This window comes from Streptomyces sp. NPDC058663, from assembly GCF_042716745.1.
Lineage (GTDB): Bacteria > Actinomycetota > Actinomycetes > Streptomycetales > Streptomycetaceae > Streptomyces.
This window is the reverse complement of sequence record NZ_JBHXRV010000083.1, coordinates 1-20,283: the sequence shown is the minus strand read 5'-3', so window position 1 is coordinate 20,283 and position 20,283 is coordinate 1. Positions and strand designations below refer to the sequence as shown.

17 protein-coding genes are annotated in these 20,283 nt (G+C 72.3%); 13 read left to right on the top strand and 4 right to left on the bottom strand.

The genetic code is table 11. From position 1 onward, the window contains the following. Positions 1–140: 140 nt before the first annotated feature. Entirely contained in the window at positions 141–1,529 is a 1,389-nt protein-coding gene (locus ACFWVV_RS36360; RefSeq protein WP_384358530.1) for a helix-turn-helix domain-containing protein, read from the bottom strand. A 152-nt stretch (positions 1,530–1,681) separates the two neighbouring features. Between ACFWVV_RS36360 and ACFWVV_RS36355 the strand changes: the two genes are divergently transcribed. Beyond that, positions 1,682–3,781: a DUF6350 family protein gene (locus ACFWVV_RS36355; RefSeq protein WP_384358532.1), complete on the top strand. Its 2,100-nt coding sequence runs from the start codon at positions 1,682–1,684 to the stop codon at positions 3,779–3,781. Between the two features lie 301 nt (positions 3,782–4,082). Here the strand turns inward: ACFWVV_RS36355 and ACFWVV_RS36350 are convergent, their stop codons facing one another. After that, complete coding sequence (locus tag ACFWVV_RS36350) at positions 4,083–5,063, bottom strand: hypothetical protein (protein ID WP_384358534.1); 981 nt, start codon at positions 5,061–5,063, stop codon at positions 4,083–4,085. A gap of 380 nt (positions 5,064–5,443) precedes the next feature. On the opposite strand from ACFWVV_RS36350, the gene purN reads away from it, so the two are divergent. Together purN and purH are read left to right on the top strand one after the other, a co-directional pair. Continuing rightward, positions 5,444–6,046 (top strand): phosphoribosylglycinamide formyltransferase, encoded by a 603-nt coding sequence (gene purN / locus ACFWVV_RS36345; protein WP_384358560.1) that lies wholly within the window; start codon positions 5,444–5,446, stop codon positions 6,044–6,046. After that, positions 6,030–7,610 (top strand): bifunctional phosphoribosylaminoimidazolecarboxamide formyltransferase/IMP cyclohydrolase, encoded by a 1,581-nt coding sequence (purH, locus tag ACFWVV_RS36340; protein ID WP_384358536.1) that lies wholly within the window; start codon positions 6,030–6,032, stop codon positions 7,608–7,610. Before purN ends, purH begins: the two co-directional genes overlap by 17 nt. A gap of 153 nt (positions 7,611–7,763) precedes the next feature. Here the strand turns inward: purH and ACFWVV_RS36335 are convergent, their stop codons facing one another. After that, complete coding sequence (locus ACFWVV_RS36335) at positions 7,764–8,528, bottom strand: RDD family protein (RefSeq protein WP_384358538.1); 765 nt, start codon at positions 8,526–8,528, stop codon at positions 7,764–7,766. A 240-nt stretch (positions 8,529–8,768) separates the two neighbouring features. Here ACFWVV_RS36335 and ACFWVV_RS36330 point away from each other — a divergent pair, with 240 nt between their 5' ends. Then, on the top strand, positions 8,769–9,638 hold the full coding sequence (locus ACFWVV_RS36330) for a bifunctional methylenetetrahydrofolate dehydrogenase/methenyltetrahydrofolate cyclohydrolase (RefSeq protein WP_384358540.1): 870 nt from the start codon (positions 8,769–8,771) through the stop codon (positions 9,636–9,638). Positions 9,639–9,672: 34 nt separating this feature from the next. Then, on the top strand, positions 9,673–10,410 hold the full coding sequence (locus ACFWVV_RS36325) for a DUF3017 domain-containing protein (protein ID WP_384358542.1): 738 nt from the start codon (positions 9,673–9,675) through the stop codon (positions 10,408–10,410). A 95-nt stretch (positions 10,411–10,505) separates the two neighbouring features. On the opposite strand, the gene ACFWVV_RS36320 is transcribed toward ACFWVV_RS36325, so the two are convergent. Further along, a complete protein-coding gene (locus ACFWVV_RS36320) occupies positions 10,506–10,991 on the bottom strand; it encodes a hypothetical protein (protein ID WP_384358544.1) in 486 nt (161 codons plus the stop codon). Between the two features lie 475 nt (positions 10,992–11,466). Here ACFWVV_RS36320 and ACFWVV_RS36315 point away from each other — a divergent pair, with 475 nt between their 5' ends. The 8 genes from ACFWVV_RS36315 to ACFWVV_RS36280 all read left to right on the top strand — a co-directional run bounded on the left by ACFWVV_RS36315 (position 11,467) and on the right by ACFWVV_RS36280 (position 20,085). Continuing rightward, positions 11,467–12,525, top strand: coding sequence for a helix-turn-helix domain-containing protein (locus ACFWVV_RS36315; protein ID WP_384358546.1), 1,059 nt, complete (start codon positions 11,467–11,469; stop codon positions 12,523–12,525). A 410-nt stretch (positions 12,526–12,935) separates the two neighbouring features. Beyond that, positions 12,936–14,285, top strand: a complete 1,350-nt coding sequence (locus tag ACFWVV_RS36310) for a DUF2690 domain-containing protein (protein WP_384358548.1) — start codon at positions 12,936–12,938, stop codon at positions 14,283–14,285. 390 nt (positions 14,286–14,675) lie between these two features. Then, positions 14,676–15,665 (top strand): malate dehydrogenase, encoded by a 990-nt coding sequence (locus tag ACFWVV_RS36305; RefSeq protein ID WP_185028179.1) that lies wholly within the window; start codon positions 14,676–14,678, stop codon positions 15,663–15,665. Between the two features lie 277 nt (positions 15,666–15,942). Next, positions 15,943–16,728, top strand: coding sequence for a hypothetical protein (locus ACFWVV_RS36300; RefSeq protein ID WP_384358550.1), 786 nt, complete (start codon positions 15,943–15,945; stop codon positions 16,726–16,728). A 106-nt stretch (positions 16,729–16,834) separates the two neighbouring features. Next, complete coding sequence (locus tag ACFWVV_RS36295; protein WP_384358552.1) at positions 16,835–17,086, top strand: helix-turn-helix transcriptional regulator; 252 nt, start codon at positions 16,835–16,837, stop codon at positions 17,084–17,086. Continuing rightward, positions 17,083–17,682 (top strand): hypothetical protein, encoded by a 600-nt coding sequence (locus ACFWVV_RS36290; RefSeq protein ID WP_384358554.1) that lies wholly within the window; start codon positions 17,083–17,085, stop codon positions 17,680–17,682. Before ACFWVV_RS36295 ends, ACFWVV_RS36290 begins: the two co-directional genes overlap by 4 nt. A 179-nt stretch (positions 17,683–17,861) precedes the next feature. After that, complete coding sequence (locus ACFWVV_RS36285) at positions 17,862–19,664, top strand: hypothetical protein (RefSeq protein ID WP_384358556.1); 1,803 nt, start codon at positions 17,862–17,864, stop codon at positions 19,662–19,664. A gap of 91 nt (positions 19,665–19,755) precedes the next feature. Next, positions 19,756–20,085, top strand: coding sequence for a hypothetical protein (locus tag ACFWVV_RS36280; RefSeq protein WP_384358558.1), 330 nt, complete (start codon positions 19,756–19,758; stop codon positions 20,083–20,085). Positions 20,086–20,283 lie beyond the last annotated feature (198 nt).

The following is a 20,283-nucleotide window of genomic DNA, read 5'->3' as shown; positions in this document are numbered from 1 at the left end:
CCCCAGAAATGGGGTGCGGGCCTTCCGCGCTTCCCGGATGCTGGTTGCCGGTTGCCGGTTGCCGGTTGCCGGTTGCCGGTTGCCGGTTGCCGGTTGCCGGGCGGCGCGGAGCCGGGTTCCTGATGCCGGGCGGCGCGGGGCTAGCGGGGCTGCGGAACCAGGCGTTCCGGGCCGTTCTCGAGCTCGGCCTGGAGTTTGGCGCGCAATTGCTTGTCGTACGTGGTCAGGCGTTGCGGACCACTGTGTGCGGGGACGCCGCCCACCGGTTCGCCCGGCGGGCGCGGTGGCTCGTACGCGGTGGGCGCCGTGCTCAGCGTGAACGCCGTCGCGCCGACGATGAGCGTGGTGAACGCGATGGCAGCCCTCGTCCAGAAGCGTGTTCTGCGCTCGCTCTTCGTACGGACCGCCTCGCCGGGCCGGAGGCAGTCCGTGCGCTGGGCGAGGGCAAGCGTGCTGAGACGTTCCTGCACAAGGGCGGACTGCTCGGCGGGACTGCGCACCCCGGCCAGCTCCGGCAGCTCGCGGGCGATGACCGTACGCGCGTGTTCGAGACGGTGCGCAGTGGCAGGGGTGGTGGCCTCCGTCTCGGCGGCGGTCTCCGGGAGGTCGAGCCCGAGACCGTCGTACAGCACCAGGGTGCGGCGGTACGGGGGCGGCAGTTCGAGCAGCGCGCGCAGGAGAGCCCGCTCGCCGGGGCCGGGACCGGAGCCGGGGTCGGGGCTGGGGTTGCCATTGGTTGCGGTGCCGGAGCGGGGAGCGTCGGTCTTGGGAAGGTCGATACGGCGGTGGCGGCGGAGCAGGCGGTGCCAGGGGGACATCGCGTACTCGTACGCCGCCGCGCGCACCCAGCCCGCCGGGTCCCTGTCGGTGGCGACCTCGGGCCAGCGCTGCCAGGCCAGGTCGAAGGCGCGCTCCACCGACTCGTGGGAGAGGCGGTGCCGGCCGGTGAGGAGATATGTCTGGCGGAGCAGGGAGGGTGCGGTGCGGGCGTAGAGGTGGTCGAAGGCCTGCGTGGGGGTGGGGGATTCCGAGGCGCTCGAGGTGGTGGGGGCACCCGGGCTGGTGGAGGTGCCCGAGGTGGTGGGGGCCGCCGGGGCGGTGAGGGCCCCCGGGGCTCCCAGGGCAACCGGAGCGTCCAGGGAGGTCGGGGAGGCCAGCGAGGACAGGGAGGCCAGGGGGGTCGGAGAGGCGTCCGGGGCAGCCGGGCGTGAGGCTCCCGCAGGGGTGAGGGGGACGGTACGGACCGGGGTGGCTTCGCCCGTGGTGGCGATCTCCTGTTCGATGCCGGTCAGTAGGCGCGTGTACACCTCGCGCTTGCGGCCGCGCGGGCTGGTGCGGCCGGACTCCCAGGAGCGGACGGTCTCGCGGGTGACGCCCACGATCGCCGCCACTTGCAGCTGCGACAGCGCCTTTGCCTCGCGCAGCCTGCGCCGTTCCTTCGCGGACGGCAGCGCCGGCGCCCTCCCGTGAGGGGGCGGGGCGGGAGGAGCGGCAGTGGTGGTGGAGGGGGAGCGGGAGGTCCGGGTCATGGCAGTACCCCCGTGATCCCCGCGATACCCGTAACCCCTGCGATCCCCATAGTGCTGCGCCGGGCGAAAAAGTACATAAACGTATATTGGGCGACACGTCGGCCATTCGCCCGTTACGTGAAGATGGCGCGTGTCGTGGGCAGCATGGCCGCGTGAACCCGAACCCAGCGGTCGAGCGGCAGGGCCCGCAGCACGAGCACCCCTACCAGGGCCCGCGCGCGTACGAGCACGCGCAGCAGGGGCGTCCCCCGGCGGCGCCCGCGGCATCCGCCGGACCCACCGGACCCACCGGACCCAGCGGACCGGTGGGACCCACCGGCCCCACCGGACCCTTCGCACCCGCGGCACCCGGGAAGTCCGTGGCGTCACCGTCGTACCCCGTGCGGCATCCCCGGTCCGCCTGGGTCGTGTGCGTACTGCGCGGAATGCTGGCCGCCGGGCTGGGGCTCGGGGGGTTCGCCGTGCTGGTCATGGTGCTGTGGATCAGTTCGCCGTTCCCGGACGCGGGTCCCGGGGCCGCGCTGCACGTCGCAGCCGGGCTGTGGCTGCTCGCGCACGGCGCCGATCTCGTACGGCCGGAAACCATGAACGGCGGCGCCGCCCCCGTCGCCCTGACCCCGCTGCTGAGCACCCTGCTGCCCCTGTGGCTCGCGCACCGGGCGGCCAGGGACGCGCTGGAGGACGACGACGAGGAGGGTGGCGACGCGGACCCCGCACGGAACGTGCCGTCCGGCCGGGCCGCCTTCGGCGGGGTGACGGCCGGGTACCTGGTGGTGGCACTCGCCGCCACCCTGTACGCCGTCGACGGGCCGCTGCCCGCCGTGCCCGGGAGCGTCGCGCTGCACCTGCCGCTCCTGGTGGCCCTGGCGGCGGCAGCCGGGGTGTGGAGTGCGTACGGAAGGCCGCACGGCCCGCTGCCGGGGTGGGTTCCGCGGAAGGCAAGGCGAGCCCTGGTGCGCCCGTGGCCCGCGGTGGCGGCACGGGCGGCGGTGGCCGGGACGACGGTGCTCGTCGGGGGCGGCGCGCTGGCCGTCGGGGCGGCGCTGGCCCTGCACATGGACCTGGCGCAGGAGGCGTTCTGGGGTCTGGCGGGGGAGTGGTCGGGCGGGGTCGCGGTGCTGCTGCTCGCGCTGCTGCTGGTGCCGAACGCGGCCGTCTGGGCGGCCTCGTACGGGATCGGCCCCGGCTTCGGACTGGGCGCCGGGTCCGTCGTGTCACCGCTGGGCAGCAGCGGTGTGGGGGCACTCCCGCACTTCCCGCTGCTCGCCGCCCTGCCGCAGGACGGGCAGGGCGCGCCGCTCAACTGGGCGGTGGCCGCGGTGCCGTTGGCCGCCGGGCTGACCGTCGCCTGGTTCACGGTACGGGTGGCCGCGCCCCCGTACGCCGTACGGGAAGAGGCGTGGGGCCGCCGCCGGACGGCGGGCACCGTGGCGCTCGGGGCGGTGGGCTGCGGCGCGGTGACGGCACTGCTCGCGGCGGCGTCGGGCGGTGCACTCGGAGCGCAACGGCTGGCGGAGTTCGGGCCCGTGGGGTGGCAGGTGGGGCTGGGGGCCATGGTGTGGACGGCGGGCGTGGGGGTGCCGGGAGCGTTGGTGCTGAGGGCGTGGCGGGTGAAGGAGAGACCGCTCTGGTCCTACGTGTCGCATGTGGTGCGCGTGTCGTTGTCGTTCCGGTGGGTGCGGATTCCGGGGCGGGGGGCTGGGGCGGAGGTTTCGGCGGCGGCCCCGCTGCTGCTCCCGGACCCGCTGCCGGTCCGGGACCTTCCGTCGGCTCCGGCTCCGGACCTTCCGCCGGTTCCGGACCTGCCGCCAGTTCCGGACCTGCCGTTGGTCCCGGACCCGCCGTTGGTCCCGGACCCGCCGTTGTTCCCGGTCCCGCCGTCGGTCCTGGACCTTTCGGCGGTGCCGGACCTGTCGGCAATGCCGGTCCCGCCGTCGGCCCTGGCTCCGGATTCGATCCCGGACGTTCCTCCGGACCCGGCTTCGGTCCGGACCCTGGCGCCGGAGGACGGGGGTGCCGACGCTCCCCATGCCTTCGCGCCTGGTGCCTTTGCGCCTGGTGCCTTTGCGCCCGGTGACGATGGTGCCGAGGCCGGGTGGCACGAGAGGGGAGCGCGTGAAGTGCGGTGGGCGGCGTTGCGGGAGGCGTCGGGTGGGTTGATGGCGGAGTTGCCGGAGGAGGGGGCGGGGTCGGCGACGGGGCCGGAACCGGGGCCGGGGCCGGGGGCGGGGGCCGGGTCCGTCGGGAAGTAGGGGCGGGCCGGGGGCGAGGGGCCTGCGGCGCGGGTCCCCTACCCGCCCTTCCACCGTTCCCCGGGCTCGCCCGGACCCGGCCGGCCTCCGGTTCCAGAGCGGGCTCCGCCCGGACCCGGACCCGCCCCCGGTTCCCGGGCTTCGCCCCGGCCCCGTTCGCTCCCCGCGGGTGCGTCGTGGTTGCTCGCGCAGTTCCCCGCGCCCCTGACGGGGCGCCCAGCCGGTTTTTCGCGGCGTTCCCCGCGCCCCCGACGGGGCGCCCAGCCGGTTGCTCGCGCAGTTCCCCGCGCCCCCAGTGGGGCTACTCCTTGACCCCGAAGACCGGGATCAGCGACTTCGGGAGTTCGTCGTTGCAGGACAGCTGCGCCGACTTCGTCAGGGCGTCCGCCACGCACGTGTAGTAGTCCCGGTACACCATCTGCACCGTGAACGTCGCCGCCACGATCGCCAGCGCCAGCACCGCCGTCACCAGACCGCTCACCGCCGCCGTCGTCTGCGGCCTGGTGGACGTCGGCGGGGTCGTGGCGGGGGCCGGTGAGTCTCCGGTGGCCGAAGCGGTGTCCGGCTTGGGCTTGTTGCGGAGCGAGCTGATGCCCCAGTACAGCGCCAGCGCACCCAGCAGCAGAGCGATCTCCCGCTGCGTGAACACGGCGAAGAAGAACGCCCACATGCCCGCCAGCAACGCGTACCGCGCGCGCCGCTGGGCCGGGTCCGTCGGGTCCCAGCGCAGCCCCGTACCGCCCGGACCGCCCGCTCCTTCGGGGCCGCCCTGGCCGCGTCCGCCGCCACCGTTGCCACCCGTACCGCCGAAGAAGCCGTCGCCCCGCCCCGGCTGACGGTTGCTCCACCGGCCGCCCTGGCTGCCCTGGCCGCCGCCGGAAGCCGGGTCGGAATCGACGGACGAGCCGTTGCCGCGGGCCGGTTTACGGGGCTGCCACGGCTGGTCCGGCCTGCCCTCGGGCGGCGGCGCGAACGGGTTGTCGTCCTGGGGAGCCGCCCCGGAGCCCGTACCCGTACCCGCACCCGTACTCGTACCCGTGTCCGAACTGCCGCCCGAAGACGTCCCCTCGGGCGACGAGGACGAGGACGAGGACGAGGACGACGACGGAGAGGACGAGGAAGAGGGGGAGGCCGGTCCCTCGCGGAGGGACCAAGGTGCTCCCTGGCCACTGGCCCCGGGGCGGACGGCGGCCAGGCCGTCGGCCGCTGTCAGCAGCGGGGGTTCCGGCAGCAGCGGGAGCGGGCGGCGGAGAACCGCGGTGCGGCGGCGTCGGACCGTCATCTGGTGAACGTCTTCCCCTCAAGCCCTCCGGCAGCTCCCGGAGCGTTGTGCTCCGCACTGCGGAAGGTCGTATGTCGGCTGGTGCTCCCTCCGCTGCCGCTCCTGCGCAGGGGCCGGACGGTGTGGGGGACGGAGTCCTGCCCTGACGCTACCTCCCGCGCGTGCACCCGTCCCGTGGGGGCGTCCCGGTGTGCCGGTATCGTTGCCACCGGTCGACGCGTTCGTAGGGTTCCCCGTATCACGGGGTGCGACGTGTTCGTAGGACCATACAAACCGCACCACCCGCGAGAAAGAGACCCGCCGTGGCCTCCCCGCCCCCTTCCACCACTGCCGCCACAGGCTCCGGACACACTCCGAGGACCCCCGCCCGCCTCGTCGTCCTGGTCTCAGGATCCGGTACGAACCTCCAAGCCCTGCTGGACGCCATCGCCGCCGATCCGGACGGGTACGGGGCCGAGATCGTCGCCGTCGGCGCGGACCGGGACCGCATCGCGGGCCTCGAAAGGGCCGAGCGCGCCGGACTGCCCACCTTCGTCGTCAAGGTGAAGGACCACGCCTCCCGCGAGGAGTGGGACGCCGCACTGGCCGCCGCCATCGCCGCCCACGACCCCGATCTGGTCGTCTCGGCCGGCTTCATGAAGATCGTGGGCAAGGAGTTCCTCGCCCGTTTCGGCGGGCGTACGGTCAATACGCACCCCGCCCTGCTGCCCAGTTTTCCCGGCGCACACGGTGTCCGTGACGCACTCGCGTACGGCGCGAAGGTCACCGGGTGCACGGTCCACTTCGTCGACGACGGCGTCGACACCGGTCCGGTCATCGCCCAGGGCGTGGTCGAGGTCCGCGACGAGGACGACGAAACCGCTCTCCATGAGCGCATCAAGGAAGTCGAGCGCACGCTGCTCGTCGAGGTCGTGGGGCGTCTGGCCCGACACGGCTACCGCATAGAGGGACGAAAGGTACGAATTCGTGAGCACGGTGCTTAAGCCCATCCGTCGCGCGCTGATCAGCGTCTACGACAAGACCGGTCTTGAGGAGCTCGCCCAGGGCCTCCACGCGGCGGGCGTCGAGCTGGTGTCCACCGGCTCCACCGCAGCGAAGATCGCCGCCGCCGGGGTGCCCGTCACCAAGGTCGAGGAGCTCACCGGCTTCCCCGAGTGCCTGGACGGCCGGGTCAAGACCCTGCACCCCCGCGTGCACGCCGGCATCCTCGCCGACCTGCGTCTGGAGGACCACCGGCGGCAGCTCGCCGAGCTGGAGATCAAGCCCTTCGACCTGGTCGTCGTGAACCTGTACCCCTTCACGCAGACCGTCGCCTCGGGCGCCACCCCCGACGAGTGCGTCGAGCAGATCGACATCGGTGGCCCTTCGATGGTGCGCGCCGCGGCCAAGAACCACCCGTCGGTCGCCGTCGTCACCAGCCCGCAGCGGTACGCCGACGTCCTCGCGGCCGTCGGTGCCGGCGGCTTCGACCTCACCGCCCGCAAGCGGCTGGCCGGTGAGGCGTTCCAGCACACCGCCGCGTACGACGTGGCGGTGGCCGGCTGGTTCGCGGACGGCTACGCGGCCGACGACACGGCGTCCGACAACGGCTCCGCCGGGACCGGCCTCCCCGGCTTCATCGGCCGGACGTACACGCGTAAGAACGTCCTGCGCTACGGCGAGAACCCGCACCAGGCCGCCGCGCTCTACGTCAACGGCGAGGGCGGTCTCGCCGAGGCCGAGCAGCTGCACGGCAAGGAGATGTCGTACAACAACTTCACCGACACCGACGCCGCCCGCCGCGCCGCCTACGACCACGCCGAGCCCTGCGTCGCGATCATCAAGCACGCCAACCCGTGCGGCATCGCGATCGGTGACGACGTCGCCGAGGCACACCGCAAGGCGCACGCCTGCGACCCGCTCTCCGCGTTCGGCGGCGTCATCGCTGTCAACCGCCCGGTGAGCGTCGCCATGGCGGAGCAGGTCGCGGAGATCTTCACCGAGGTGATCGTCGCCCCCGGTTACGAGGACGGGGCCGTCGAGGTCCTCGCCCGCAAGAAGAACATCCGGGTGCTGCGCTGCGAGGGCGCACCTTCCGACGCCGTCGAGGTCAAGCCGATCGACGGTGGCGCGCTCCTCCAGGTCACCGACCGCCTTCAGGCCGACGGCGACGACCCGGCGAACTGGACGCTGGCCACCGGCGAGGCCCTGTCCGCCGACGAGCTGCGCGAACTGTCCTTCGCCTGGAAGGCGTCCCGCGCGGTCAAGTCCAACGCGATCCTGCTCGCCAAGGACGGCGCCAGCGTCGGCGTCGGCATGGGCCAGGTCAACCGCGTCGACTCCGCGAAGCTGGCCGTCGAGCGGGCGGGCGAGGAGCGGGCACGCGGCTCCTACGCCGCGTCCGACGCCTTCTTCCCGTTCCCCGACGGCCTGGAGATCCTGCTGGACGCGGGCATCAGGGCGGTGGTTCAGCCCGGCGGTTCGGTCCGTGACGAGCTGGTGGTCGAGGCCGCGAAGAAGGCGGGCGTGACGATGTACTTCACCGGCACGCGCCACTTCTTCCACTGAGCACCTGAGCACCTGAGCACCTGAGCACCTGAGCGCCTGGGCACCTGGCGCCTGAGCACCTCATGACGGAAGGCCGTCAATTCCCCCCTTCATCCGGGGGAATTGACGGCCTTCACGGTTTCTGCCCGGAAGATTCGCTTCCGTATTGCGCAATTACTTCTTGATGACGACGGTGCCGCCGGCGCGGTCGTGCCAGCCCTGGAGCTTGCCCGAGTTGTCGAAGAAGGGCGAGAGGTAGACCAGCAGCGTGCCGAGACCGCAGAAGAGCGAACCGACCATCGGGATGATGAAGCGGATGAAGCCCGCACCCAGACCGGGGGTCTGGCCCGTGCTCTCCTTGACGACCTTCACACCGAGAACCATCTTGCCCAGCGTGGCGCCCCAGATGGAGACCATCAGCCACTCGTAGAGCAGAGCGATGAGGGCGAACAGGGCGAGGGCGCCGAAGAAGGCCGCGATGATGCCGACACTGGCGTTGGCCGCGTCATTCACGCACTGGTTGTACGCCTCGGTGCCGTACGTCTTGGTGCTGCAGTCCTCGATGGACTTCGAAGCGCCGACCAGACCTGCCATGCCGATCGCGGAGAAGACCGCGTACAGGATGCCGTACGCCACGGCGTCGAGCGCACGCGCGCCCAGCCGGCGGCCCATCGTGGCGAGTTCGACGGTGCCGATGCCACCGATGTTGATGTAACCGCTGTTGGCCTGGAGGGTGCCGGCGGGCTGCTGGGGCGGGTAGCCGTAGCCCTGCTGCGGCGGCACGCCCTGCGGGGCCTGCTGCGGGTAGCCGTAGGCGGGCTGGCCCTGCGGCGGCTGCTGCGGGTAGCCGTATCCCGGCTGGCCGGGCTGGCCCTGCGGGGGCTGCTGAGGCTGGCCCTGGGGCTGGCCGTACGGGTTGTTGGGGTCGCCGAAGCTCACGTGCGGTTCCTCCGTTGGTGGTGCTGGGGACGATGCGGGCCGAGCGGAGGAAGTTACGTAAAACGAGCGGTGTGCCCCCCTGCGCTGCCGCGAACTGCGCGCCACATCGTGGTATTACGGTCAGTCTTTTGTCCAGCCGGAGACCCTATGTGTTGTGTAAGTGCAACGTTTGATTCTGGGCAGTGACAATGCGGGCCGCCGAATTGGAACCATGGGGTGGTCTTCCGCGAAGATGGGGGCATGACTGCCCAGATTCTCGACGGCAAGGCCACCGCAGCCGCGATCAAGTCCGAACTCAACGGCCGCGTGGCGGCCCTGAAGAGCAAGGGGATCACTCCCGGGCTCGGCACCCTGCTGGTCGGCGACGACCCGGGCAGCAAGTGGTACGTGGCGGGCAAGCACCGCGACTGCGCCCAGGTCGGCATCGCCTCCCTCCAGCGCGAACTGCCCGAAACGGCCACCCAGGAGGAGATCGAGGCCGTCGTCCGGGAGCTCAACGAGAACCCGGAGTGCACCGGCTACATCGTCCAACTCCCGCTCCCCAAGGGCATCGACACCAACCGCGTCCTGGAGCTGATGGACCCGGCCAAGGACGCCGACGGCCTGCACCCGATGAGCCTCGGCCGGCTCGTCATCGGCGAGCCCGGACCGCTGCCCTGCACCCCGTACGGCATCGTCCAGCTACTGCGCCACCACGGCGTGGAGATCGCCGGCGCCCATGTGGTCGTCGTCGGCCGCGGCATCACCATCGGCCGCCCGATGCCCCTCGTCCTCACCCGCAAGTCCGAGAACGCCACCGTCACCCAGTGCCACACCGGCACCCGTGACCTCTCCTCGCACCTGCGCCAGGCCGACATCATCGTGGCCGCCGCCGGCGTGCCGCACCTGATCAAGCCCGAGGACGTCAAGCCGGGCGCGGCCGTCCTGGACGTCGGCGTCAGCCGCGACGAGAACGGCAAGATCGTCGGCGACGTCCACCCGGGTGTCGCCGAGGTCGCGGGCTGGGTCGCTCCGAACCCGGGCGGCGTCGGTCCGATGACCCGTGCCCAGCTGCTGGTCAACGTCGTTGAGGCGGCGGAGCGCGCGGCCGAGGCGAGCGACGCGAGCTGACGGGGAGCCGGAAAAGGGAAAGGGGCACACGCCCATGAGCGGCAAGGCGGACGGTACGAAGCCGGAAGCGGCGACCGGGGCGGGACCGGACCCGGAAGCTGCGGCCGGGGCCGGACCGGAACCCGATGCGGCGACCGGGGCCGGACCGGAGCCGGACACGAGGGCCGGGGCGGAGGCGCAGGTCGGGGTCGAGGCCGAAGCCGAGGCTCAGGGCCAGATCGAGGCCGAAGCCGAAGCCGAGCCCGGGCCCGAAGCTGTCCGGAACGCGGAAGCGGAGAGCGCAGCCGCTCCGGAGCCCGCGGCCGAGGCGCAAGCGGAGCCGGAGCCCGTGGCCAAGGGGGTCGTCAGTGCCCCCGGTCCCGACGGCCCCGTCCGGACCACCCGGCGCTTCCCCCTGCTCACCCGCGACACCGCCCGCCCCGAGGGCGGTGGCCGGGCCGCCCCGGGTGACGCGCCGGCCCCCGCCCGGCAGTGGCCGCTGATCACGGTCCTCGGCGCGACCGGCGTCGGACTGCTGCTCGTCGCGGTCGACGCGTTCGACATCGGCTTCCGCCTCGGCACCGTACTGATCGGCGTCGCCCTGCTCACCGGTGCCGCACTGCGGTGGGTACTGCCCTCGGTCGGCATGCTGGCCGTGCGCTCCCGGTTCACCGACATCGTGACGTACGGAGCGCTCGGGCTCACCATCACGCTGCTCGCGCTGATGACGCAGCCCAACCCCTGGCTGACGGTCCCTCTCCTGGAGGACGCGGTGCGCTTCACGGTGCGCTGACCGGCGGACCTCCGGTACGGCGGCAGCAACAGTGGCCCGGCCCCTCCGAGGAGGAGTGACCGGGCCACTGTGCTGTGCAACTCTGCCGGTACCTCTTACCGGCAGGAGGGGCTGTTGCGGATGTTGAGCGCGTACGGCATCCAGCCGGAGCTGATCCGGTAGCTGCGGCCGGGGCGGGCGCACTCCCAGTGCTTGCCGCTGCCGTTGTAGCGCTGGAGGTAGACGCGGGCGCCGTCGGTCCTGCGAGAGTTGACGACGATGTTGGCGGAACGGGCGCGGGGGCCGAGCTGCTGGTAGCCCCAGTCCTTGTACGCGGCCTTGAACTGGCCGCCGCGGTAGAAGCAGACGTACGGCCGACCGCAGCGCAACTGCGCCTTGAAGGCGGCTGCGGTGACGTCCGCCGCCTTGGCTGCGGATGCGTTGACGCCGGACGCGGCGAGTGCCGCCGGGGCCGACCGGACGGTCTGCGCCGCGGGCTTGGCCGGCGCCGCCGCGGCGCCGGGGGCAGCCCCGACCGCGAACAGTCCGCCGACCGACAGGGCCGCCGTCGCGAGTGCGACGGCACGCTTCTGGGATCGCATCTGTGGTTCCTCCCCGTTGCTGTGCTTGTACGAGCGGTGCTGCGCTGTACGTGCGGTACTGCGCTGTACGTGCCGTGCAGCGCTGAACGTGCGGTGCAGTGCTGAACGTGCGGTGCTGCGCTGCACGGGCGTCGCTGTCCGGCACCGGGCATTTCCGTGCCGGATCAGCGGTGTACGGCACAACAGTGCGGGGCCACTTCCGGTCGCCGCCAGGGCTCCGGGCACGGTCGGGAAACCGTGGGACGTCCCACCCCGCCACCTGCGGGGACACCCCGTCCCAGGACGTCGCGGTGGGACGGCGGGGGCGCACCGGGCGGCCGGAGAATGTCCGGAACGTGCCGCGGCGGCCGGCCCCCGGGAACCCGCCCCGCGGCCCCCGGCATCTGAGTGGGGACTGCCGGGGGAGCACGAGTCCCGGCCCGGGGGTCCGGGGCCGCGGTGTGCCCGGAGAAGCGCGAGCGCGTACGGGGTGGACATGGCGCGTTGGAAGGAACTGCCGGCCGGACTGGGGGAGCGGGAGTGTCGACTGGTCGGTGAAATAAGGAGGTTGAAGGATCACAGCGGTCTCAGCCTGGCCGCGCTGGGCGTCCGGACTCCGTACAGCAAGTCGTCCTGGGAGCGCTATCTCAACGGAAAGAAGCCGGTGCCCAGGCAGGCCGTCGAGGCGCTGTGCGCGGTGGCGGGCGAGCCCGGCGCGCGGCTGCTCGTCCTGTGGGAGCTGGCGGACGCCGACGGGAGCGGGCGGTCGGGGCGCGCGGACGGGAGCAGGGGCAGGGGCGCGGACCGGCCGGCGGGCGGGGCAGAGGGCTCGGACCTGCCGGCGGGGGCGGCAGGGGGTGCGCACCGGCCGGCGGGCGGGGCAAAGGGTTCGGACCGGTCGGCGGGGGCGGCAGGGGGTTCGGACCGGTCGGGCACAGGGGAGGGGCCGGTGGCGGCGGACGGGCCCGGCCCCGTTTACGTACCCCTGCCGACATGGCGGAAGTGGTGGTGGCCGTACGTCCTGCTCGGGGCCGGCGCGGTGGCCGGGGGTGCGGTGGTGTTCCTCGGGGTGGTGGCGCTCGGCACCGGGAGTCCGCGGACCGGCGGGACGGAGGAGCCGACGCGGCGGCCGCCCGGAGCGGCGGGTGTCGAGGCGGGCTGCCTCGGGGTGCAGTGCGAGGGGCGGACCCCGACGGGGATGGGCTGCGGGCAGCAGGGAGCGGCGACCTCGCTGGTGGACAGGTACGCGAGGGAGGGCCAGCGGCTGGAGATCCGCTGGAGCGAGGTCTGCCGGGCCATGTGGGTACGGGCCTCCCACCTCAAGGTCGGCGACAAGGTCGTCCTCTATCCGGCGCTCAAGGACGCGGGCGGCGCGGTCGCAGAAGACGGCGAAGGGGACAAAAGTGGAGGAAAGGTGATGCGCGCGAAGGCCGAGGATGTGGGGGATGCCACAGGCTGGGTGGTCACGGCGATGACCGCACCGCGTGATCCGGCCGGTGCGCGGGTCTGTTTGGAGCCCGTGGCCCGGGGTGTGCCGGAGTGCTTCGACAAGTGATCCAAACGTGATCGACAAGAGCAACTGGGCGGAACCATTCTGGGTTTGTATGGCGTCTTGAACTCCGGCGTTCTGTTGTTGATCACCGTAAAGATCTTGTTTTGGGTACAGATGTCGGAAGGCTGGACGAGTGGGGACATAGCGGGCAGTCGGGGAGGCAGGTAAGGGCTCCGGCAAACCGCACACAGCAACGATGGGACACTGGTCCAGGCGATCGGGACGGGAGGCGCGCAATGGCGTGCGCCGGTGTCCCGATCCGCTCCCGTGCGCTCCCGCCCCAGGAACTGACATCCTGGTTTTGCGCATCCCTCTGGGTAGCCAGGTTCCCCAGGTTCGAAGGGACATAGGGCAGGGGGCAGGGAAAGAGCGCGGGGCACATCAGGAACGTACGGGGGGACAAGGGGGAAGCAATGCCTCGTTGGAAAGCGCTGCCGGAGGGACTCGACCCGCAGGTCAGGGAGTTCGCGAATCAGTTGCGCAGGCTCGTGGACCGGAGCGGCCTGAGCGTCGCGGCCGTCGCGGACCGCACCGGGTACAGCAAGACGTCCTGGGATCGCTATCTCAATGGACGGCTGCTCGCACCCAAGGGCGCGGTCGTCGCGCTGTCCGAGGTGACCGGGACCAATCCCGTGCACCTCACCACCATGTGGGAGCTCGCGGAGCGCGCCTGGAGCCGCTCCGAGATGCGCCACGACATGACGATGGAGGCCATCCGGATCTCCCAGGCGCGCGCTGCCCTGGGTGAGTTCGGCCAGCCCGCCGCGAAGAACGGGCGTGCCCGCAAGCAGAGCAGCGCGGCACCGCCCTCGCGCGGTGGGGCGTCCGGACCCGGTGCGGTCTCCGACCGCGCGGCCCGTCCGGGCGCGAGCGGTCCTTCGCGTACGTCGGAAGCGCCGCGCGCCGCCCGCCCGGCCCGCCCGGCGAACAACGACGCACTGGACATGACGACGAACCTGTCCACCGGGCTGGCCAAGCCGCGCCCCGGACAGGGGCAGTCTCCGGACTCCGGTGCGGCGCGCACGGGCTCGGCCGCGGGTGCCGGCGCGGGTGCCAGGAGCACCGGCCGTCCCGAGCACGAGCGGGACTACGCCAACGACTTCGAGCGCGGCTTCAGCCAGGGGCAGAGCTACAACAGCTCCGGTGCCGCGCCGGGCAGGAGCGGTGCCGGTGGTGCCGGTGGCGGTCACCAGCGCCCCTCGGCGCCGGAGTCGCCGCGTCCTTCGCACCAGCCGCCGCCCAACTCGGCGCCGGACCGACAGCGTCAGCGGCGCAAGCTGACGATGTTCCTGGCGGGCGTCGTGGGCGCACTGCTGGTGATCGTGGCCGCCGTACTGCTGACGAGTGGCGACGACAAGGACAAGGACCCGACGGCGGGCAAGACGCCGGTGGCCACGCAGAAGCCCAGCACGCCCAAGCTGCCTGCCGGGGTCAAGTGCAGCGGTGCGGCCTGCGAGGGCAAGGACCCCGAGGCGATGGGCTGCGGCGGCGGGTTCGCCACCACGTCCGCGCGCGGCGCGTCCGGTGCCACGAACATCGAGGTCCGCTACAGCAAGACCTGCGGTGCGGCCTGGGCCCGGATCACCGGTGCCGCTTCCGGCGACAAGGTGACCGTCTCCTCGGACACCTCGGCGGCCGGGCAGAAGGGCCTGGTCAAGGACACCGACGCGTACACGCCGATGGTGGCCGCGGCCACCGCCGACGAGGCGAAGGCGTGCGCCACGCTGGCCGCCGGCAAGAAGGTCTGCACGGTCGCGGACTAAAAACTCAAGAAGGAGGGGGAATGCCTCGCGCCCTTCGGGGCAAGCGGATGACATCCCCCCACGGGTGGTTCTCCAGCCCGGAACGGCCGTTCGCGCACTCCCCCCTTGCGCGGACGGCCGTCGGCGTTTTTGGGGAGGGCGGTCGGCCTTTCCGGAGGGCCCGGTGCCGGGGTTCCCGGACGGTCGGGTGCACCGGGAAGCGCACCGTGTGCGGCGTTCCCGGACGGCCCGGCCCACGGGGAAACGCACGGTGTGCGGCGTTGCACACGGGGGTGGGGGGCCGGGCCGCCCGGGGTCCGATAGCCTGACCGGCGGATGTCTCTCCACATCGAGATATCCCGCACTCAGGGGCAGGGACCCCCGCCACTTCGCTGTCTTACGGAGATCGCCATGACCCGCACTCCCGTGAATGTCACCGTCACCGGCGCGGCCGGACAGATCGGCTACGCGCTGCTCTTCCGCATCGCCTCCGGTCACCTGCTCGGCCAGGACGTGCCGGTCAAGCTGCGTCTCCTGGAGATTCCGCAGGGCCTGAAGGCCGCTGAGGGCACCGCCATGGAGCTCGACGACTGCGCCTTCCCGCTGCTCCAGGGCATCGAGATCACCGACGACCCGAACGTCGGCTTCGACGGCGCCAACGTCGCGCTGCTCGTCGGCGCCCGCCCCCGTACCAAGGGCATGGAGCGCGGCGACCTGCTGTCCGCCAACGGCGGCATCTTCAAGCCGCAGGGCAAGGCCATCAACGACAACGCCGCGGACGACATCCGCGTGCTCGTCGTCGGCAACCCGGCCAACACCAACGCGCTCATCGCGCAGGCCGCCGCCCCGGACGTACCGGCCGAGCGCTTCACCGCGATGACCCGCCTCGACCACAACCGCGCGCTCTCGCAGCTCTCGAAGAAGACCGGCACCCCGGTCTCCGAGCTGAAGAAGCTCACCATCTGGGGCAACCACTCGGCCACCCAGTACCCGGACATCTTCCACGCCGAGGTCGCCGGCAAGAACGCCGCCGAGGTCGTCAACGACGAGCAGTGGCTGGCCGACACCTTCATCCCGACCGTCGCCAAGCGCGGCGCCGCGATCATCGAGGCCCGTGGCGCGTCCTCGGCCGCCTCGGCCGCCAACGCCGCCATCGACCACGTGCACACCTGGGTCAACGGCACGGCCGCCGGCGACTGGACCTCGATGGGCATCCCGTCGGACGGCTCCTACGGCGTCCCCGAGGGCCTCATCTCGTCCTTCCCGGTCACCTGCAAGGACGGCAAGTACGAGATCGTCCAGGGCCTGGAGATCAACGACTTTTCCCGCGCCCGCATCGACGCCTCGGTCCAGGAGCTCAAGGAAGAGCGCGACGCGGTGCGCGAGCTCGGCCTGATCTGACCCGACCGGCCCGACCGACCGGCCCGACCGGATCCGCTTCGACCGGATCCGATCCGGTCGGATGCGAGTGTGCTCCTGCGTTACGTCTGCGGCCCCCGCACCCCTCACCGGGTGCGGGGGCCGCTGTCGTACGGTCGACGGCCGGTGACCCGGTGCCCCGGTGCCCCGGTGAACCGGTGACCCGTGGGCCCGTCAGCCCGTCGGCCTTACGTCTCCGGGGCGGGCCGCTCTACCATGTTGCCCCGCTGGTGCGGGAGTTCCTAGGGGGAGGGGCCCGGTGCAGGTGCGCGACGACGAGGAGTGGGAGCAAGGGGACGGCCAGGAGGCGGGGGAACTCACCTTCCCCCGTTCGCCGTTCAGTGCCGGGCGGGCCCGGCGCCGGATCCGGGTGACTCCGTTCGGCACGCTCCTCGTGGCGGGCGCTCTGGTACTCGGAGTGGGGACCGGATGGCTGGTCAACGGGCGGGACGGGGCGGCGCGCTCCGACGCTCCCGCCACAGCCCCGGCGGCCGCGCCCGCAGGCACCCCCGCCACCGCCCGTACTCCCGCCACTACTCCTGCACCGGCCACACCGGCCCCACCAGTCACCCCTGCCACCTCTGCCACCTCTGCCACCTCTGCCACGCCCACTGTCCCACCCGACTTCGCCGTGGTCCGGGACCCCTCCGGGGTGACCCTCGCGGTGCCCGCGGGGTGGCGGCGCAGTGCGGCGGCATCGGTGTACTACCGGTCGTCGGGGGCTCCGTACAGCAGGTACCTCCAGTTCCGGCGGCTTCCCGACCGGGACGTCAGCGCCACCGGGGCCCTGCGCACCGCCGTCGCCCCGTACCGCCGCCTGCCGGGATTCGAGCTCGAAGCCCTGCACCCCACCGGCCGGGGTACCGCCGAGCTGCGCTACTCGTACGACAGCGGACGGGCGGGGCAGCGGCTCACCTTCCTCCAGCGGGTGTTCACCGCCGAGGACGGGCGGCGGTACCTCTTCGCGGTCGCCGGGCCCGCCGCCGACTGGCCCCGGCAGCGCACCCTCCTCACCGCCGCCCTGGCCCCCTTCGCCGTGTCCTGATCCCGCTCGCGCGACGACACGACGCTTCTCGGCGACACGACGCTTCGCCGCGCACCCCGCCCACTGGCGGTTGCGCACCTACTCTCAGATGTAGTACTTCTTATACATGAGCGAGCAGGTGCACAACAGGATGGCTGTCGTGAGAGCCGAGCGGAAAGTGTCGCGGCAGGCTCTCGCGGAGGCGGTCGGGGTTCACTACCAGACGATCGGCTACATCGAGCGCGGGCAGTACAACCCGAGCCTCGATCTGGCCCTGAAGGTCGCCGCGTTCTTCGAACTCCCGGTGGAGGCGCTGTTCTCCCTGGAGCCGTTCGGTTCGCTCACGCACGAGGTCTACGGGAGGAAGGCTCAGCAATGAACGCCACGGCCACGCGCCACGACCGGCGCATGCACGCACTGATGAACAACCCCGCGGGGAAGGTCCTGCACGCCACCGCCGCGCGGCGCAGGACGGCCGTCGCGGCCCATGTCCTGCTGACCGTCGCCCTGGTCTGGCTGCTGATACTGCTCTACGCCCACGACCAGGTGTGGGCCGCCTTCGCCATGCTCGGCGTACTGCTCCTCTGGTGCATCGCCACCGGCGTGCTCAACGGCGCCACCCGCGGCCTGTTCGAGCTCCGCTCCCGGGTCCTGGACGAGCGGCAGCTGATGGAACGGGACCGGGCGCGCGGCATCGCGCACAAGATGACGGGTGCGCTGGTGTTCGGGGCGGCGGCCGGGCTGTGGCTGACCGCCGTGCTCACGGACGGACAACTCAGCCGGGCGTACGTTGCGCCCCTGCTGGCCGGCGTCTTCGTCCTGCACTGGCTGATGCCGCTGTGGGTGGCGGGCCTCCTGGTGCAGGACGAGCCTGCGGACGACCTGGACGAGCTGGACGGCCTGGACGACTTGGACGGCCTGGGCACCCATGGCCTGGCGGGCCCGCACCCGGGAATGCCCGGCGCGCGGGCGTAACGCTTACGCGCCGTCGCACCCTTCGCGCGGTTGAACACCCCCGGTCACCGGTCCGGGGGCGTTTCGCGTGCAGAGGGCTTACCGGCCGACGGGACCGGTTCTACGCTGGCCCTCCGCAAATCTCTCGTAGTACCACATCTTCTGATACGTACGGGAGTTCGCAAGAATCGAGGCCTCCCGTGAGTCAGGCCGCAGTTCCCCGACAGCCACCGGGCCAGAGTGCACAGCCCACCGGGGACAGAGCCCCGGTCGACCCCTCGCTGAGCGAGGCGAGCCGGTTGCTGTGCGTCGGTGCGTACGTCCACCACGTCTTCCGCAGGAAGGTCGTCGAGGAGCTGTACGTTCACGAGGAGCGCTTCGCCGCCCCGTCGTACGGCATCGACGCAGTCCGCGTGCTGGCCCACGCCCTGCGTGCCCGGCGCATCGAAATCTCCTGGGCGGTCGGCCTGCTGTCGCTGTGGGTGCTCGCCACCAAACTCAGCAGCTTCCTGTTCCTGCTGCTGCTCGCGCCGTGCCTGCTGCTGGCCCTCGCCTCGTTCGTGCGGGGAACGGACAAGCAGACGAACGGGCCCCGCCGGGCACTGGCTCTCGTGCTCCGATGGCTGGGGCGGGCGGTGCTGGCCCTCCTCCTGCTGGCCTTCCTCGCCCGGGCACTCGTCGGCAGGGCCTCGTACGAGGAGGACGAGGCGCGGGGCGGGCCGCTCGGGGTGCTCCAGTCACTGCTCGGCACCGTTTTCCCCGATGGCCTCGACGGCGCCTTCGGCGGGGTGGGGCCCGAAGTGGCCTGGCTGACACTGGGGGCGTTCGTCCTCAGCACGGCGGCGGTGGGTGCGCAGCATGCGCAACTCAGCAAGATCCTGACCGAGGAGCTGTCGGCGCGGACCTTCGGCGACCGGCGCAACGACCCGGCGGAGAACTCCGCGGGCCTGAGGTTCGTGCGGCTGAGCGAACGGATCGCCGTCGAGCAGCGGTCACCCCTGATCAGGTACGGCGCTGCCGTGCCGTTCCGGGGGGCCGGGGTGCCGTTCCAGACCTGGGAACTCGCCATCGAGCTCAAGGCTCGCGACGACGTCCCGCAGGTGCCCATCGACAACCGCATCATCCTGGAACGGATCCGCCCCCTGGTGCTGGCACTGCGGAAGCCCTCCGCGCAGGACGCGCCGGAACGCTCCTGGGCGGTACGCGACCGGCTGCGTGAACTGGTCGTCGACGAGTGCGTGTTCCTGCCGGTCGTCGGCCTCGGGGCGCGTGCGCACGCGCAGTACGGCGAGGGGCACTTCCAGCGGCACCTCGCCTGCGCGGTCGAGGAGGGCGGCGAGACCCGCAGGCACTTCCTGCGCATCCGGGTCGGCGGCTGGAACGAGGAGATCGTGGTCACGGTCTTCGTGCGGGTGCACACGCAGGGCGGCATGCTGATGCTGGAGATCGCCCCGCACCTGCTGCCGCGCGTACTGCCCGCGTTCGAGGACGAGGTCAGAGAGGCCCACAGATTCCTTCGCAACAGCTGGTTCGGCAAGGTGGCCTGGGCGCTCGCGCACACCCCCGCCGTGCCTGTCCGGTCGCTGGTCGCAGTGTCCGGCGGACTGTACGGGACCTGGCAGGTACTCGCGGGCGGTCACCGGCGGGCGCTGCCCGAGGGGCCGGAGATGTCGGTGCGCGAGTTCGGCTCGGACAACGGGCTGTCCGTCTTCCAGAGCATGGACGCCGACCGCTACCTGAAGAGCATCCAGGACCGGGTGGCCGGCGGCGTGCGGGCGGCGCTGTACGAGGCGGGCTGGCAGACCGGCGAGTTCGAGCAGAAGGTCTTCCACATCGGCAACGGCGGCGTTCTCATCGGCTCGGTGCACCACAGCGCCGTGGGCGTCGGCACCGGTGCCTCGGCCGCCACGAGCAACACGGGCACGCTGCCCGGTGCACCACAGACAGGAACGCGGACCCAGAAGGGGCGTTCCCGGGGAGGAAACAGCCATGACAGATCCTGAAGACCGCACGGAGACCGAAGGCACGGCGGGCCGTGGGGGGCCTGATGGCTCTGGTGGCCCGGGGGGCGCGGGCGGGACACCGTACGTACGGATGGGGAATGTGGACCGCAGCGCCGTCTCGGTCGGCGCCCACAGCCACGCGGAAACCCACAACGAGGAGGTCGTCGCGCCCCGCGACCCGGACCAGGAAAGGCTCCTCGCCGAGGTGCGGAACCTGAGGGCGGACCTCGCACGCTTCCACCGCACGGAAGCGGTGGAGGTCCTCGACGCCGAACTGGTCGACACCGAGGCGGAGATCGCCGCGACCGGCGCGGCGGGCCCGCCCCGGCTGGCGAGACTGCGCGCCGCCCTCACCACCGCGGAGGGCTTCACCGCCATGCTCGCATCGGCCGCCGCCGTGGCACAGGCGGTCGGACTGTAGGGCGGCGACGGGGGCTGTTGGGCGGCGACGGGGATGGGGGCGGCGACGGGGATGGGGGCGGCGACGGGGGACAATTACCGGCGCCCGATACGCGTGTCTGTTCCCGCGCCCGTAGCGCGGCGGCCCGTGCCGCGTGTGTACGGGGCACCGGGCCCCCCCCCCCCCCCCCTTGTGTAATACCCCCCGCCCCGGCAGTTT